Below are 14,860 nucleotides of genomic sequence, written 5' to 3' on the forward strand. Positions count from 1 at the left end.
TGAAGCTCCGGTCAGAGAAACAGGCCGGCGCCGATGAACGCCGCGAGATAACAGACGGTGGCGAGACACGTGGCGACCCCGACGCGATAGCCGACGAGCGTCCGATCGAGTCCGTGTGTCAACCCGGTCGAGAGGGCCGTAAGCGCCACGGCGAGCCAGAGGACGTACGCCCCGACCGCGATCCCCAGTTCGGCCGTCGGGAGAGGGGGAGCCCCGAACCCCGCCGTCGTCCCCGTGCGCGCGACGCGAGCCGACAGCGCGACGGTCGCCCCGCCGACGACCGGTCCGAACACGGCCGCAGTGTTTGACAGCGTGTCGGTCACCTGTGTGAGCTCCCGGCGGGCGTCCCGCTCGATCCGGCCGAGTGCCTCGACGTGTTCGGCCGTCGCGACCAGCGCCTCACCCGCTGGCCGTCCCTCGGTCGCCGCGAGGGAGAACAGGGTCGCCGCTTCGCGTGCCCGGCGGCTCGGGAGCGCCGCGAGGGCTCCGTGTTCGCCGTCGAACGCCTCGCCGACCGTGAGTCCCAGGCGACGCTGCCGACTCGCCGCGTCCGCGAGCAGCGTGCCGGTCGTGCCGGCGATCCGGTCCGCCGCCTCGGCGAGTGCCGTCTCGACGGCTTCCCCCGCCGCGACCCGCCGGCCGACGAGATAGCAGGCGTCGTCGAGGTCGGCCTCGACGGCGCGGACGCGCTCGTGGACGCGCTTCGCTGGCCGGGCGTCGACGACGAGTGCCACGCCGGCACCGAACCCGACCGCCGCTACCGGCGCCGTCCACGGTGCCACCAGTCGCGCGGCGGTGTACCCGCCGACCGCCGCTGCGGCGACGCCGCCCCCCAACGCGCGCAGATGACCGTCCGGCGTGTCCGGGTGGTCGCGGCCGATCCGCGGCGGCGGGAAGGCGACGGGGCGACGGACGAGAATCCACACGCCCGCCGCGACTACGGCGAGCGGTAACACCACGTCGTACAGCGCGACGACGGCCGGCAGCGAGAGCCGGACGCCCGTCGCGCGTGCCGCCGGAAGTACCCCGACCAGTGCCAGCGGCAGGAGGATGCCGAAGGCGTACAGCCCGGTAACCGCGCCCCTGATCTCCCCCGTGAACGCGGCCAGTTCCTCCTGCACACCGTCGAGTGACGCCTCGACGGCACGGTCGAGATGCCGGTCGCGCTCAGCCGCCGGTGCCGACGCGGCGGCGTCCAGCCGCGTCACTGCGCGTTCGAGCGCCGGAAACCGATCGTGCCACTCCTCGGCGAACGCGTCGATCCCGCTCCGTGGCGTCCCCGCGGCTCGCTCGATGTGCGCGCCGAGACTCCGGGAGAGCGGCCCACGGCCCGTACTGGCGGCGAAGGCGGCCGCCCGCTCGACCGTCGGATCGATTCGCAGACGGAGGGCCGCCCGTCCGACGAGCGAGGCGGCCGACCCGAGCGCACGCGTCCGCGCGAGCGTCGCCAGAAACGCCGGCCCCCGGTTCGCGACGAGCGCAACGGCGAGGCCGACGGCGGTTCCCGCGGCCGCGACGGCGACGCCGAGCCGAAGGGTGGTGAACCGACCGAGCGCCACGCCGCCGACGACGGCGACTGCGACGATCAGGGTCGTCACGACGCGCGCCGCCCCGAGGAGCGTCTCCGTGTCGACGGCGACGTCGAGGTACGCGAGGGCGCGTTCGGTCTCCGAATCCGGATCGACACGTCCCGGCCACCAGCCACCGAGGCGTTCGACGACCGATCGAACCGTCATTCCACCACCCGCCGTCGGTGTGCCGCGTCGACTTCGGTGGCGCCCGTGCGTTCGGTGTCGGCAAGCTCCGACAGCAGCGCCTCGCGTTCGTCGAGCGCGTCCAACACGTCCGCGTACGACTCGTCGGGCCGGGCCAGCGACGCGACGAGGTGACTGTTTCCACGTTCGACCACGCCCGTCGGCTCCGTGCCGTCGGCATCCGGTTCGAACAGCGACTCGAAGCCCACCTCGCCGCCGGCGTGGCGGACCTCCTCGATGGTCGCGACTCGTCGCCGTTCACCCGCCGAAAGAGTGACCAGCAGGTCGGTCGCCGCGAACGACGACGCCGGAACGCCCAGATCGGTCACGACGCGTTCGATCACCGACTCGGCGCCGTCGCCGTGGATCGTCCCGAGAACGGCGCTCGACGCCGCACCGACGCGCATCGCCTCGTAGAGTGTCGCCGCTTCCTCGCCCCTGACCTCGCCGAGGACGAGCGCGCCGTCTCCGAGTCGGAGCGCGGTTCGCAACGCCTCGGTCGCCGAGAGCGCCGGGCCGTCGTCGGCCGCGGTTCGGACGGCCTGTACGTCGCGGCCGGCATCACGGAGCGCCGACACCGGGAGTTCGGGCGTGTCCTCGACGACGACGGTCCGGGTCGACGGCGGGAGTTCCCACAGGAGTGCCGAACAGAGCGTCGTCTTCCCCGCGCCGCGTGGCCCGGCGACCAGCCCTGCGGCGGCCCGTTCGATGGCCACCGAGCAGAGGGCCGCCGCCCGGGCAGGAAGCGTCCCGTTCGCCACGAGCGCCGGGAGCGTCCACGCGTCCGTGCGGTGAGAGCGAAAGACGAAGCCGTAGCCGTCGCTGGCTGGATCGGTGACGCCCGCGACGCGGATACGGCCGCCGAACGGGCCGTCCGTCGTCGCGTCGAGCGTCGGCGTCGCGCGCGAGAACCCCCGTCCGCTCTCACGTCGGAAGCGCGAGGCGAGCGCTGCCACGCCCTCACGCGTCAGGTGGACGTTCGTCGGCAGTCGATCGCCGTCGATCGACACCTGAACCGGGCCGTCGCTCACGGGTGCCGACACCACCACCTCCGATACCGCTGGGTCGGCGAAGAGGTCGTCGAGGACGCCGTGGCCGCGCGTGTGTTTCCGAAGGACGCGCTCGATCGACTCGATCGACATTTCGGTGTCGTCGGTCGCGTCCGCGACCGCTCGGACGGCGCGGGGAATCGCTCGTCCCTCGTTCCAACCGCTCGACGCTAGCCGGTCGTAGGCGGCCGACAGGGAACGCATCTCCGCCCCGTCAAGCCGCGAGTCGAGGGGTTCGAGCAGGTAGTAGTCGCCCCGATTGCCCCGATAGCGGCGTACCGTCGCCCCGGTGTCGAGTTCCCGTCGAGCCAGCAGCGTCGCCTCGTCTGGTGGTCGCTCGACCAGCCGTGAGTTCGACACCGTCGGCCCGACGGTGGACGAGAGTGCGGTTTCGTAGTCGTCGACGCGGTCGGACCGGCGGCCAGTCCCGAGGTGGCCGCCAGATTCGCCACCGCGCCAGCGCGGCCGGTCGCTTCGTGGGCCGCCCCGAGCGGATCACGACGCGCCCGTGCCGCGAGTGTCTCGTCGTGGACGGCGGCGCGCGCGGCGAACTGCCCGGCTGCCACCAGCAACCCGACGGCACCGTCGTCGTAGACACGCTCGCGCCCGTCGTACCGGACGCGGACGGCGTCGGCGTCGCGGTCCGTGAGGGCCCCGACCACCGTCGCACGACAGGCCGGTTCGGCGGCGAGGTCGCCTGCCTCCGGACAGTCGTCGGCGTCGACGACGAGGGTCGGTTTCCCGTCGACATCGGTTCCTGCCGGCGTCTGAAACGACGGAACGCACCCACACTCGGTCGTCGTGGCACCGTCGTCGGTCGGTCGGTCGCTGCCACGCAGTCGATCCAGGAGTCGCATAGGACGGGTGGCCCTGGCATCGCTTTTGAACCTCGGCTTCAGCCACGTGTGACGACGACGCCGACCCCCTCCGACCGGACGAGCGAGAGGACGAGTCGGTACCGTGACGAGCCGTCGAAGACGACACGCCCATCGGGCGTTCTGAGATCGATCCCACGGAGTCGCGTCCGGTGGGTGCGCTGGCCGTCCAACCGGTAGCCGACGACGTCGGCGTCGCCGTCGATCCACAGGCTGGCGCCGACGGCGGTCCACGACCGCTGGGGTAGCCGGAAACGGACGATCCGGCGTGCGCTCGCCACGGGCGGTCGCGTCGGGTCCTCGTGTGCCCGGAGCGACCAAGCCGCGCGGTCGATCCGGTCGACCACGCGGTCGAGGTGGATCGCCGTCCGGGTCTCGCGCCCCTCGTCGACGGCGGGGGTGACCGCCGCCAGCAACGCGACCGTCAGACAGACGGCGAGGACGGCCCGGATCACAGGAGCCGTCGGAGGCGCTCGGCGAAGGTGTGGCCGTCGTCCGTCTCTGTACTCTCGGGCTCGTCGGCCATCGCGGCCGCCTCCGCGAGGGCGGCGTCGGTGCGGGCGGCCACGGCGGACTGCTGGACTCCCTTCTCGCCGTTCACCGACCCCGAGCCGTCGGCTGCCGACCACGAGGAACGGCGGTCGGCGGTCGGCGAGCCATCGCGGTCACGCTCGTGATCCGTCCCGTACTGGTCGGGGCCGGCGTGGCCGTTCTCGTATCGGGTGGAGTCGGGGCGCCCGTTTCCGCGTCCGCCGCGGTGGGGCGCCGTGTGGCTCCCGTCCTCGCGGTCGTCTCCGACGGCAGTCGCGTCGGCCGCGTCCCCGGCGCCGTCGCGTAGCTCCGCTCGAACCGCCTCTAGGTCGGCTTCGAGGCGGTCGACTCGCGCGACGGCGGCGTCCGCCCGCCGCTCGACCGCCTCGTCGACCGCCTTGACGCCACCGACGAAGCCGCGAAGCGCCTGCACGGCCGCGTCCAGTTCGGTCAGCCGGTCGTCGAGGTCCGCCACGGTCGTTTCGAGGTCGTCGAGGCGCGACTCCATCCGTGCTGCGTCGGGGAGGCCGTCGGTCGCGTGACCGTCGGTGATCGTTCGTTCGAGGGCAGCGACGCGTTCTTCCAGTCGGTCGGCCATAGGGGCGGTGGCCCCGCTCTCGTACCTAAAGTCTCGGCTGCACTCAACGGTGCGTTGAAGGGGACGCAAGACACACGTCTGACGTATGAAATCCGTCCTGATTGGCGTCGGGCAGGCCGGCGGGAAGGTAACCGCCGCGCTGTCCGACTTCGACGCGCGCAACGGCTTCGGTGCCGTCGTCGGGTCGCTCGCGGTCAACAGCGCCCGCTCCGACCTCCAGTCGCTCCCCTTCGACACCGTCCTCATCGGCGGCGCCGAGGTGAACGGCCACGGCGTCGGTGGCGACAACGAACTCGGCACGCGAGTGATGCAAAACGACCTGCAGGAGGTGATGGGCGCCATCGACGGCCGGACGACGGCCGAAGCGGAGGCGATATTCGTCGTCGCGGGTCTCGGCGGCGGGACGGGCAGCGGCGGCGCGCCCCTTCTCGTCCGCGAACTCTCCGAAATTTACGACATCCCCGTCTACGGGCTCGGCGTCCTCCCCGGCCGCGACGAGGGATCGCTCTATCAGGTGAACGCCGGCCGGTCGCTGAAGACCCTGCTCCGCGAAGCCGACGCGACGCTGCTTGTCGACAACGACGCCTGGCGCTCCTCGGGCGAGAGCCTCGAATCCGGCTACGAGGCCATCAACGAGCGCATCGCCCAGCGGGTCGGCCTCCTCCTCGCTGCCGGCGAAGCCACGCAGGGCGTCGGCGAATCCGTCGTCGACAGCTCCGAAGTCATCAACACCCTCCGCGGGGGTGGCGTGGCGACCCTCGGATTCGCCTCGGCCGACGCCTCCTCCGACGCGGCCGCGAACGTCAACGTCGTCACGAGCACGACCCGTCGGGCGGTGCGGTCGGGGATGAGCCTCCCCGAGACGACGAGCGCGGAACGGGGACTGCTGGTCGTCGCCGGTCGACCCGACGCTATCTCGCGAAAGGGTGTCGAGCGCGCCCGCTCGTGGCTGGAGACGGAAATAGAGACGATGGAGGTTCGCGGCGGCGACTTCCCGACGCGGGACGACCGCCTCGCCGCCCTCGTTCTCCTCGGCGGCGTGGCTCACTCCGACCGTCTGGAGGGCTTTCTCGAGCGGGCACGACAGGCCGCTCGCGAGGAGAAAGAACGCGAAGACGCGGCCGACGACGCGGCGGGACTCACGGACGACCGGATCGACGGACTGCTGTAATCGGCGCGGTCGCCTTACTTCGACGTGATCAGACTGCCGCCATCGAAGTCGGTGCGGCCGTAGTCGACATCCATCAGGTCGAGGATGGTGGGTGCGATGTCGAACAGGTCCGCATCGGTGATGGAGACGCCGGGATCGTCGACGAACAGCGTCGCGTTGTCGAAGCTGTGCATCCCGTTGCGCGGCCCCACGTCGAACACCTCGTCGTGGCCCTTGAATCCGGATTTGAGGTCGAAGCCGTGGTTCGGGATGGCGACCAGATCCGGCGCGATGTCGTCGTGGGCGCCCCGGAACGCGTCCTCCTTCTCGACGACGCGCGCACACACCTTCTTTCCGTCCGGTCCTTCGAGGGCTTCGAGCGCCGCCTTCAGTTCGTCCCGCACCGTGGCGTACTCGTCTTCGGACACCGACCCACGCGGCTCGCGGCCCTCCAGGTTGATGTAGAATCGGCCGGGGATGAGCGAGTAGGCGCGGGACTCCTCGGCGATGTCGGTCAGGTCGTCGTGATCGTCGTCCTCGAAGGAGAGCCAGCCCTCTTCTTCGAGCCACGCGTTGCAGTGGACCTCGTAGTCGAGCGAGGTGAAGCCGTGGTCGCTGGCGACGACGAGGGTCACGTCGTCCGGAAGCATCTCCCGAATCCGTCCGACGTAGTCGTCGACGGAGCGGTAGAAATCCATGAACGCCTCCTTGTTCGGGCCGTCGCGTTCGTAATCCTTGAACAGGAAGTGGTTGACACGGTCGGTCGTCATGAAGACGCCGAAAAATAGGTCCCAGTCGTCCTTCTGGAGGTAGTGAGAGAAGGCCTCGAACCGGGTGTCGAGGGTCTCGTGGGCGTCCTCGACGAAGTCGCCTTTGTCCTCCTTGTGACCCAGCTTGGCGTTTACGTCGATGGCGTAGTCGATCGACTGCAGATAGTCGCGGAGTTCGTCGGGGTGGGCGGCCTTGTCGACGCCGGGTGAGAGGAAGCCGGACACCATCCGCTGGACGTTCCGCTGGGGCGGGAACGTGACGGGGACGTTCATCACCGTCGCCTCTCGACCCGCCTCGTCGAGGCGGTCCCAGATGCGCGGCGCCTGCACGTCCTGACCCATCGGTACGTACGTGTCGTACGATCCGACTTCGCGGTCCTGGAACCCGTACACCCCCGTCTCACCGGGATTGACTCCGGTCGTGAGCGCCGGCCAGCAGGCACTCGACTCCGGCGGGACGATGCTGTCGATGGCGCCCGCACCTCCCTCCTCGGCGAGTGTCGCGAAGTTGGGAAACTCCTCGGGATGCTCTTCGAGAAGGCTAAACGGCACCCCGTCGATGCCGACGAACGCGACGCGAGGGTGGTCCGCACCACGCAGTCGATCGAACAGACCCATACCACCGCATACCCGTGACGCCAATAAGTATCTTCGTTTCCGGCGGAATCCAGTTGGTAGCTGTGCCAGCCGCCGACATCGCCACTGCCTCGACGCCCGTCCACCGACGTGGATCGGTCGTCATCGCCGCCGCTGCCGGCTGTTAGGCGACCGTACCCCCCGGCCCGTCTTCTGGTGCGATTACGCGTCGTCGAGGCGGTAAAATCGACAGACGGAGCCGTGTTAACTGCACGTACCAAACTCCCTATTACCGATTCGATCTATCTCACTCGTATGAGCACGACCACCGCGGGCACCGACCTCAACGAGAAACAGCGCCGAATCCTCGGCTATCTCCGCGAACACGCGGCGACGAAGACGTACTTCAAATCGCGACTCATCGCGGGGGAACTCGGGATGACGGCGAAAGAGGTCGGCGCAAATATGACCGCGATCCGAACCGGCGACTTCGACGTGGATGTCGAGAAGTGGGGCTACTCGTCGGGGACGACCTGGAAAGTCGATCTTCAGGGGTCGTAACGCACGAGCGAGTCGGCGTCGGCCGCGAACGCACGCGTCTCGGCGTCGAAGGAGTCGGCGTAGCGGACGAGCAGCGTGATGACCGTCTCCGGCCGCGAGACGACGTACCCGTCCGTCCGATCCAGGAGGCCGGCGTCGTCGAGTTGCGAGACGTACGTGCTCACCGTCGCCCGCGACACGTCCAGCGCGCTCGCTATCTCGCTTCCGGTCGCGTCCGGGCGTCGCAGGAGCGTCAACACCATTCCGCGCGGCGTCTCGCGCCGCAGGTAGCCCAGTGCCACCTGTTCGAACGTCGAGAAGCGGTCGGCGAGGAAAAAGCGGCGGTAGTCGCCGTCGCGCCGCGAGACAAGCGCCCCTTCGTCCAGCAGGTGGCGGAGGTGGTGTTGGGTTTCGCCGGTCCCGAGTTTCAGATCGTCGCGGAGCTTCGAGAAGTGGGCGCCGGGGGTCGTGCTCACGTAGCCGAGGATGGCGTCGCGGGCGTCGTTCCCGTCCGTCGCCGCCCGTGCTTCGCCCGCGCTCAGGCCGGCCAGCGGCGCCGCGGCTCCCAGTGCGGCGAATCGTCGTAACGTCGCCCGCTTCTCGGCGTCGACCCCCCGGTCCCCACTCGGCATCTACTCACACAGTCGTCACCGGCCGACTAAAACGTGTCGCCCCCGCCTACTCCGTCTCGGCTTCCGGTTCCTCGTCCGTGAACGTCGCTCCCTCGTCGGTGTCCTGTACGACCTCGTCCGCACTTTTGATGTCCGTCCCGGCACCCGACTTGATCGCTTCGGCCTCCTGTTCGAGTTCCTCGATGTCCATCTCGGCCGCTTCGTCGATCTGTCCGAGGATCTCCTCGATGTCGTCGAGACCGATCAGTTCGCGGGTCTCGGCGTCGAACTCCAGGGAGTCGAGCGCCTGCGAGTCCTGCACGTCGCTGCCGGTCAACTGCTTGCCGTACCGGCCGATCAGGGACGTGAGTTCCTGCGGGAGGACGAACGTCGTCGACTCGCCCTGGCCGATGCGTTCGAGCGTCTCCATCCCCTTGTCGATGACGGCGCGTTCGCCCATCGACTCGGCGGATTTCGCGCGCAACACCGTGGAGATCGCGTCACCCTGTGCCTCTAGAATCTGACTCTGCTTTTCACCCTGTGCGCGGATGATGTTCGACTGCTTTTCGCCCTGGGCCGTCTCGACGGCGCTCCGTCGCTCACCCTGGGCTTCGAGGATCATCGCCCGACGGCGACGCTCGGCGGAGGTCTGTTGCTCCATCGCTTGCTGGACGTCCTTCGAGGGGTTCACTTCCCGGACTTCGACCGATTCGACGCGGACACCCCACTCGTCGGTCGGTTCGTCGAGTTCCTTCCGGATGCGGGCGTTGATCTCCTGGCGCTTGTTCAGCGTGTCGTCGAGTTCCATGTCGCCGAGGACGGCCCGCAGGGTCGTCTGTGCGAGATTCGACACGGCCATCTTGTAGTTGTCCACCTCGAGAAACGCCTTTCGGGCGTCCATCACCTTGATGTAGACGACGGCGTCGGCCGTCACCGGCGAGTTGTCGCGGGTGATCGCCTCCTGGCGCGGTACGTCCAGCGTCTGTGTCCGCATGTCGAAGGCGTACGTTCGGGAGACGAACGGTGGGATGAACGTGATGCCCGGTTCGAGCAGCCGACGGTACTCGCCGAAGACGGTGAGGGCCTTCTTCTCGTATGCGTCGACGATTTCGACCATCTGGTAGACGGTGACGATGGCGAGAAGCAAGACGAGCAGTCCGACGAACAGCGGGCCGATGCTCGGGAGTATCTGCAGTACAACGGGGGCCATGATGTGGTCTTGGGCTGTGGTCGGCAAAAGGGTTCGCACGGTCCCGTGAGAGTCGCGCTATCGTCGAGGCCATCCAGCGCGGGCGGCGGCCACAACATATAACCGGATGTTGGCGGAAGTGTACCGAGTGTACCGTCCACCACACTCCGGGGTCGACATCGAGGGGGACGCCGGATCGGATGGACGGATCACGTCGAACGGGAGCGTGGAACCCGAACGGAGTCGGGGGGTAGTGGTATGATCGCCGAATCCGTCCCTCGGCTGGCCTGCTCGCCGACCGGCTGGCGCAACGTAGTAGAGGGGAGCGAACGGTATCGGCGGTTCGAACCGGGACGATCCGGCGTGACTCCACGCACAGTTACGACATGATGTCGCAACTCAGCCAGCCGGGACGGGACGACCTGACCCGCGACGACCTGTTTTCGATGCTGCGAAACGAGCGGCGTCGGGAAGTCATTCACTACCTTCGCGAACACGAAGGGCCGGTCGATCTCCGCGATCTGAGCGAGTACATCGCCGCGATGGAGAACGACTGCACGCCCGAGGAAGTGACCTACAAACAGCGAAAGCGGGTCCAGACCGCCCTCTATCAGATGCATCTGCCAAAACTCGCCGACCGGCGGATCGTCGAGTACGACCGACGCGCCGGGCGGGTAGAACTCGCCGCCGGCGCCGACGACTGTCTCCCCTATCTCGTTGCGGACGCCGCTCAGCCTCACCGTCGGTGGTGGCGGTGGTATCTTCTCGTCGCCGGCGTGGTCGCCGTTCCCGTCGTTCTGGCGGCGGCCGGTCTCGAGCCGTTCGCGTCGGTCTCCGGTCTGGGCTACGCGGTCGTCGCGTGCGCAGCGTTCGTCGTCATCTCCGTCGCGCAGGTCGTCCAGGAGCGCGGCGACTGATCGCCACTACGCCTCGTGGCGGTCGAACCGGTTCGCGATGGCGCCGACCAGATCCGTCAGATGCGCCGTTCCCCACACCGCGACCACGACGCCGCCGAGCGTATCGAAGAGGAGGTCGAGCATCGTATCCGTCAGCCCGTACTGCGTGAGGACACTCTGCGTGCCGAAGCGGGCGGCGGCGCCGGCGACGGCGAACTCGATGACCTCCCAGAAGACGCCGAACGCGAGGACGAACAGGAGGATGAACACGAACATGAATCGGTCGGGAAGGGAGACGGCGTCCGAGTGGAGTTCGACCGCACGGGCCGTCGCGTAGCCCGCCGCGGCGACGATAGAGGACGAGAGCGTGTGCGTCAGGTGGTCCCACCACCAGATGCTCCGGTAGAAGTTGGTCGACGAGCCGGGGAGGCCGGCGGTCCCCAGGGCGTGAAAGAAGACGGCGGCGGCGATCCAGAGCGCCAGGGCGGGGTCCATCCCGATGTGGTGGTCGCGTTCGAGCACGGCGGGAAGCTGGGTCACGCCGAGGCCGATGGTCGCGTTGACCACGATGCCCAGATTTCCGCGTTCGAGTCCGAGGCCGATCAACACGAGGAGCGACACCTGTAGCGCCCGCGTGAGTTGACGCTGTCGGCGGTCGGAGAGGCCGATCCAGTCGCGCAGCCGCATCACGTGTCACCTCCCTCGCGTTTGCCGCCGGGATCGACCGGATACCGTGGCGTGGTGTCGGCGTACCGGCGGAAGTAGAACTCGAAGCACACGCCGGCGATGACGCCCGCTACCGTCGCGGCCACGAAGTCCCACATGAGCGCCTCCTCGATTACGTGTTCGGGACGCCCGTCGAGCAGGAAGCCCGTCCCCAAGAGCACGTCGGAGAGCCACCGCATCTCGGCCCACAGTCCCGCGGCGGCGACGGTGGCGATGGCGACGAAGGCCACCGCGAAGGAGTCGCTCAGCCGCACGGGCGTGAACACGTCGAGTTCGACCACGAGGATGAGCGCCGCGGCCGCGACGGCGACGTACGTGGTGATGCGGCCGGTGAGCGTCACGCCGCCGACGGTCTGTCCGACGACGAGGAGTCGTCCGAGTGAGGGGATCGACGCGAGCGCCAGCACTCCCCACGGCACCATCGCGTCGACTTGGCGGAACGCCACCGCCGGAACGACGGCGAGGGTGACGAGCGTCAGGGTGAACCCCGCCCAGAGCGGGCGGCCGTTGACCACCGCGCCGACGCCGATCAGACAGAGCACGACGACGAACGCCCACCCGAGGACCGCGTTGAGCCGGCGCCGTTCGACCAACCGCCGGAGCCCGACGCCGGTTTCGGAGGTCGGCATACTCCAACGTCAGCGTACGCCCTGAAAACGCTTCGCACGGACGGCGCGGGCGAAGATACAAGCCAGTGTCGTTACTTGGTTCACGTGATGTCGAACGATCCGTCCCCCCGTCCCGTCGAAGGGCAGACGTGGCTGGATGTCGTCGACGACGTCCTCGACACGGCTATCGACAGCGAGGAAGATTTGGAGTGTACGTTCGAGGAGGTGACCGTGGACGTGCCCCTGCGGATGGATTCGGAGTCCGAGTTCGCCCGGTGGCAACTCGACGGTACCGTCCGCGTCCACGTCGAAGGGATGCGCGGCCCGCTCTCCGACTGGCTCCGGTGGTGGTCCCAGCAGCTCTCCTGATCGGGTCGAGACATGACAGACGCGACGTTTCGAGTCGTCGAACTCGCGGATGGCGCCTTCCAGTGGCGCCTCCGGACCGACGACGGCACCGTCCTCGCGACGAGCGACCGCACCCACGGGACGAAGGTGGCGGCGATGCGCGAGGTGCAACGGCTCAAGCGGGTCGCCGCCGGCGCCGGCGTCGAGTCGGTCGACTGATACGAATCGCTGTGACTGTATCCCGGTGGGTCACCGACCTGTCCCGGCGAACCGCCGGTACTGACGTACCGCAACCCGTCTGATTACCATCCCTCGAACTTGTCGCGGCGGTAGACATCGATCTCGTGGACGGTCGAGTGATCCTGCGCGGCCGCGAAGCCGATGGCGTCCGCAATCTCTTCCGGTTCGCTCACCTCCCCCGGTTCGAATCGCTCGGCGAAGGAGTCGCCGTCCGACCCCCCGAACTCCGTCCGCACTTCCGTCGGGTTGACGACGGTGACGCCGACCCCTTCGGGGCCGGACTGGCCCTCGACGCTGTGGGCGAAGCCACGGACCCACCACTTGGTCGCCGCGTAAACCGGATTGCCCGGCCGGGGGTACTGGCCCGCGAAACTTCCGACGAAGATCAGGTTCCCGTCCGAGGCTTCCAGGTGGGGTAGTGCCGCCCGCGTCGCGAAGAAGACGCCGTCGACGTTCGTGTCCATCATCGCCCGGTAGTCCTCGGTCGAGAGGTCGGCCACGTCACCGCCGCGACCCAGGCCGGCGTTGTTGACGAGGACATCGAGGCCGCCGAACGCGTCGACCGTGGTGGCCACGAGGTCCTCGACCGCCGCCTCGTCGCGCACGTCCGTCGGTACCACCAGCGTCTCCGTACCGTACTGCGCTTCGAGGTCGGCCGCGATGGCGGCCAGTCGGTCCTCGCTCCGCGCCGCGAGGGCGACGCGTGCTCCCCGACTCGCGAACTCGTGTGCCGTCGCTTCACCGATGCCGGAACTCGCGCCCGTGACGAGGGTCGCGCTGTCGTCGAGACTCATGATCGTCCGGGTCGACGGGCCGGAGGCCCTTCATACCATAGCCACCGACGACCGCGTGCACCCGTCCCACGGACGACCGAGATAGTTGCGTTTAAATATCGCTATCCCTTCCGTCCTAATGCGACGAGGGCGCTCCGATAGTGTAGTCCGGCCAATCATATTGCCCTCTCACGTCGCGCCGCCGGCGCGAGAATCGGCAAACACCGGACTCGAAACCTCACGCGCCCTTCTACGGGGGTTCCACGAATGGAATCCCAACTATGTCCGAAGGCAATACGACCGACCGTACCGAACAACTTAAAGACCAATACCCTGTCCTAACCCGGCCTACTCGCCAGATATTAGGCGATAAGCAGTTAGACGACTACGAGCAATTCCGACTTGAGTTCATCAACTGGCTTGACCGCGAAGGGAAGACTCCCGAGGTTCGAGGAGAAAACGGGTACGCCGAAGGTGTCGTCTCCAACACCGCCCATCGAATCGACTACTGGTTCCGCTACGTGTGGGAACAGGAAGGGAGCTATACGCTCAACATTACCCACGACCACGCGGAGATGTATATGGACCATCTCGCCTACGAACAACAGGCGAGCAAATCTCACGGGAAGACCACGGAAATAGCCGTTAAACGGTACTTCAAATGGCGACACCACGAGCGGGGCGGCGAAGAGTGGTCGCCCTCCAAGCCCTACCCCGGACCGAAGACGATTACCAAGCCCGCCGACTATCTCACCGCCGACGAACGGCCCAAGATCAGAGAAGCCGCCCTTGAATACGGCGAGACGCCACACTACAAGACTCTTGATCCCGAGGAGCGCGACAAGTGGAAAGCATACCTCGCCCAAGTAATCGGGAAACCCAAATCCGAGGTGACGCCGAGAGACTTCGCAGAATCGAACGGATGGAAAGTACCCTCGCTTGCAGGGGTCAGTCTTGACGCTGGCCTACGACCCAAAGAGGTCGCCCGCGCTACGGTCGAATGGGTCGACGTTCGGAATGAGCAATTACGTATCCCCCGAGAGGAATCCACTAAGAACGAGAACAATTGGAAACCCGCACTCACTTCCCGCACGGCCCGCTGGCTTGCCAATTGGATCAAAGAGCGAGAGAACTACCCGAAGTACGACGACACCGACGCGCTGTGGCTCACCCGAGAGGGGAACGAGTACAGCAGTCAAAGTCTTCGCTACCTGCTTCACAAGTTGTGCGACGAGGCGGGTATTCCCTACGAACACCGCAAAATGAGTTGGTATTCGCTTCGTCATTCTGTTGGCACGTATATGACAGAACACCGTGACCTGAAAGCGGCACAATCCCAACTCAGACACAACTCCCCGAGAACGACTATGCAATACGACGGGGTTTCGACCGAACAGCGGAGGGATGCTCTCGACAAGATGGGCTAAATAAAATCGGGACAGTCAAGGCTTTCACAGAAAACCCGCGCCGACCGACTATTCGAACCGCACCAGCACCGTGAACAGTTGGATGGGTCAATTGTCCCACGGATCGAATCTAAATGGTGCCGACACTCGCTCGTAGAGTTCCGACGTAGCAGGGACAAAATTCCGAGAATCGCCCTGTAAGTCGGCGGCTTAGTTTCTA

Annotated in this window: 15 protein-coding genes and 1 pseudogene; 6 read left to right on the top strand and 10 right to left on the bottom strand. The window is 67.4% G+C overall.

All coding sequences use genetic code 11. From position 1 onward, the window contains the following. Positions 1-11: 11 nt before the first annotated feature. The 4 genes and pseudogenes from HALNA_RS07770 to HALNA_RS07785 all read right to left on the bottom strand — a co-directional run bounded on the left by HALNA_RS07770 (position 12) and on the right by HALNA_RS07785 (position 4,807). Positions 12-1,736 carry a hypothetical protein gene (locus tag HALNA_RS07770; protein WP_049935822.1) on the bottom strand — a complete coding sequence of 575 codons (1,725 nt, stop codon included), beginning with the start codon at positions 1,734-1,736 and terminating at the stop codon, positions 12-14. Next, a pseudogene (locus tag HALNA_RS21125) lies at positions 1,733-3,660 on the bottom strand (ATPase, T2SS/T4P/T4SS family). Before HALNA_RS21125 ends, HALNA_RS07770 begins: the two are co-directional and overlap by 4 nt. Before the next feature lie 38 nt (positions 3,661-3,698). Then, complete coding sequence (locus HALNA_RS07780; protein ID WP_049935823.1) at positions 3,699-4,133, bottom strand: DUF7311 family protein; 435 nt, start codon at positions 4,131-4,133, stop codon at positions 3,699-3,701. Beyond that, positions 4,130-4,807, bottom strand: a complete 678-nt coding sequence (locus HALNA_RS07785) for a DUF7310 family coiled-coil domain-containing protein (protein WP_049935824.1) — start codon at positions 4,805-4,807, stop codon at positions 4,130-4,132. The genes HALNA_RS07780 and HALNA_RS07785 overlap by 4 nt, the downstream gene beginning before the upstream one ends. Before the next feature lie 85 nt (positions 4,808-4,892). Here HALNA_RS07785 and HALNA_RS07790 point away from each other — a divergent pair, with 85 nt between their 5' ends. Next, a complete protein-coding gene (locus tag HALNA_RS07790; protein ID WP_049935825.1) occupies positions 4,893-5,978 on the top strand; it encodes a tubulin/FtsZ family protein in 1,086 nt (361 codons plus the stop codon). 14 nt (positions 5,979-5,992) lie between these two features. Here HALNA_RS07790 and HALNA_RS07795 read toward each other — a convergent pair whose 3' ends face one another. Further along, positions 5,993-7,345: an alkaline phosphatase family protein gene (locus tag HALNA_RS07795; RefSeq protein ID WP_049935826.1), complete on the bottom strand. Its 1,353-nt coding sequence runs from the start codon at positions 7,343-7,345 to the stop codon at positions 5,993-5,995. 273 nt (positions 7,346-7,618) lie between these two features. On the opposite strand from HALNA_RS07795, the gene HALNA_RS07800 reads away from it, so the two are divergent. Further along, on the top strand, positions 7,619-7,864 hold the full coding sequence (locus tag HALNA_RS07800) for a DUF7123 family protein (RefSeq protein WP_049935827.1): 246 nt from the start codon (positions 7,619-7,621) through the stop codon (positions 7,862-7,864). Here HALNA_RS07800 and HALNA_RS07805 read toward each other — a convergent pair. Further along, positions 7,852-8,475, bottom strand: a complete 624-nt coding sequence (locus HALNA_RS07805) for a winged helix-turn-helix transcriptional regulator (protein WP_049935828.1) — start codon at positions 8,473-8,475, stop codon at positions 7,852-7,854. The genes HALNA_RS07800 and HALNA_RS07805 overlap by 13 nt on opposite strands. A 46-nt stretch (positions 8,476-8,521) precedes the next feature. Then, positions 8,522-9,664, bottom strand: coding sequence for an SPFH domain-containing protein (locus HALNA_RS07810; RefSeq protein ID WP_049935829.1), 1,143 nt, complete (start codon positions 9,662-9,664; stop codon positions 8,522-8,524). Positions 9,665-10,029: 365 nt separating this feature from the next. Between HALNA_RS07810 and HALNA_RS07815 the strand changes: the two genes are divergently transcribed. Further along, positions 10,030-10,560 (top strand): DUF7344 domain-containing protein, encoded by a 531-nt coding sequence (locus HALNA_RS07815; RefSeq protein WP_049935830.1) that lies wholly within the window; start codon positions 10,030-10,032, stop codon positions 10,558-10,560. A 6-nt stretch (positions 10,561-10,566) separates the two neighbouring features. Here HALNA_RS07815 and HALNA_RS07820 read toward each other — a convergent pair whose 3' ends face one another. After that, positions 10,567-11,226: a hypothetical protein gene (locus tag HALNA_RS07820; RefSeq protein WP_049935831.1), complete on the bottom strand. Its 660-nt coding sequence runs from the start codon at positions 11,224-11,226 to the stop codon at positions 10,567-10,569. Next, a complete protein-coding gene (locus tag HALNA_RS07825; RefSeq protein WP_049935832.1) occupies positions 11,226-11,894 on the bottom strand; it encodes a hypothetical protein in 669 nt (222 codons plus the stop codon). Before HALNA_RS07825 ends, HALNA_RS07820 begins: the two co-directional genes overlap by 1 nt. A gap of 87 nt (positions 11,895-11,981) precedes the next feature. Between HALNA_RS07825 and HALNA_RS07830 the strand changes: the two genes are divergently transcribed. Together HALNA_RS07830 and HALNA_RS07835 are read left to right on the top strand one after the other, a co-directional pair. Further along, a complete protein-coding gene (locus HALNA_RS07830; protein ID WP_049935833.1) occupies positions 11,982-12,242 on the top strand; it encodes a hypothetical protein in 261 nt (86 codons plus the stop codon). Between the two features lie 12 nt (positions 12,243-12,254). Beyond that, the gene (locus tag HALNA_RS07835) at positions 12,255-12,440 is read left to right on the top strand and encodes a DUF1508 domain-containing protein (protein ID WP_049935834.1); all 186 of its coding nucleotides are present in this window, start codon (positions 12,255-12,257) and stop codon (positions 12,438-12,440) included. A gap of 83 nt (positions 12,441-12,523) precedes the next feature. Here the strand turns inward: HALNA_RS07835 and HALNA_RS07840 are convergent, their stop codons facing one another. Further along, positions 12,524-13,255: an SDR family oxidoreductase gene (locus tag HALNA_RS07840; protein WP_049935835.1), complete on the bottom strand. Its 732-nt coding sequence runs from the start codon at positions 13,253-13,255 to the stop codon at positions 12,524-12,526. A 260-nt stretch (positions 13,256-13,515) separates the two neighbouring features. Between HALNA_RS07840 and HALNA_RS07845 the strand changes: the two genes are divergently transcribed. Then, positions 13,516-14,661 (top strand): tyrosine-type recombinase/integrase, encoded by a 1,146-nt coding sequence (locus HALNA_RS07845; protein WP_049935836.1) that lies wholly within the window; start codon positions 13,516-13,518, stop codon positions 14,659-14,661. Positions 14,662-14,860 lie beyond the last annotated feature (199 nt).

It is taken from the genome of Haloplanus natans DSM 17983 (genome assembly GCF_000427685.1).
Taxonomy (GTDB): domain Archaea; phylum Halobacteriota; class Halobacteria; order Halobacteriales; family Haloferacaceae; genus Haloplanus; species Haloplanus natans.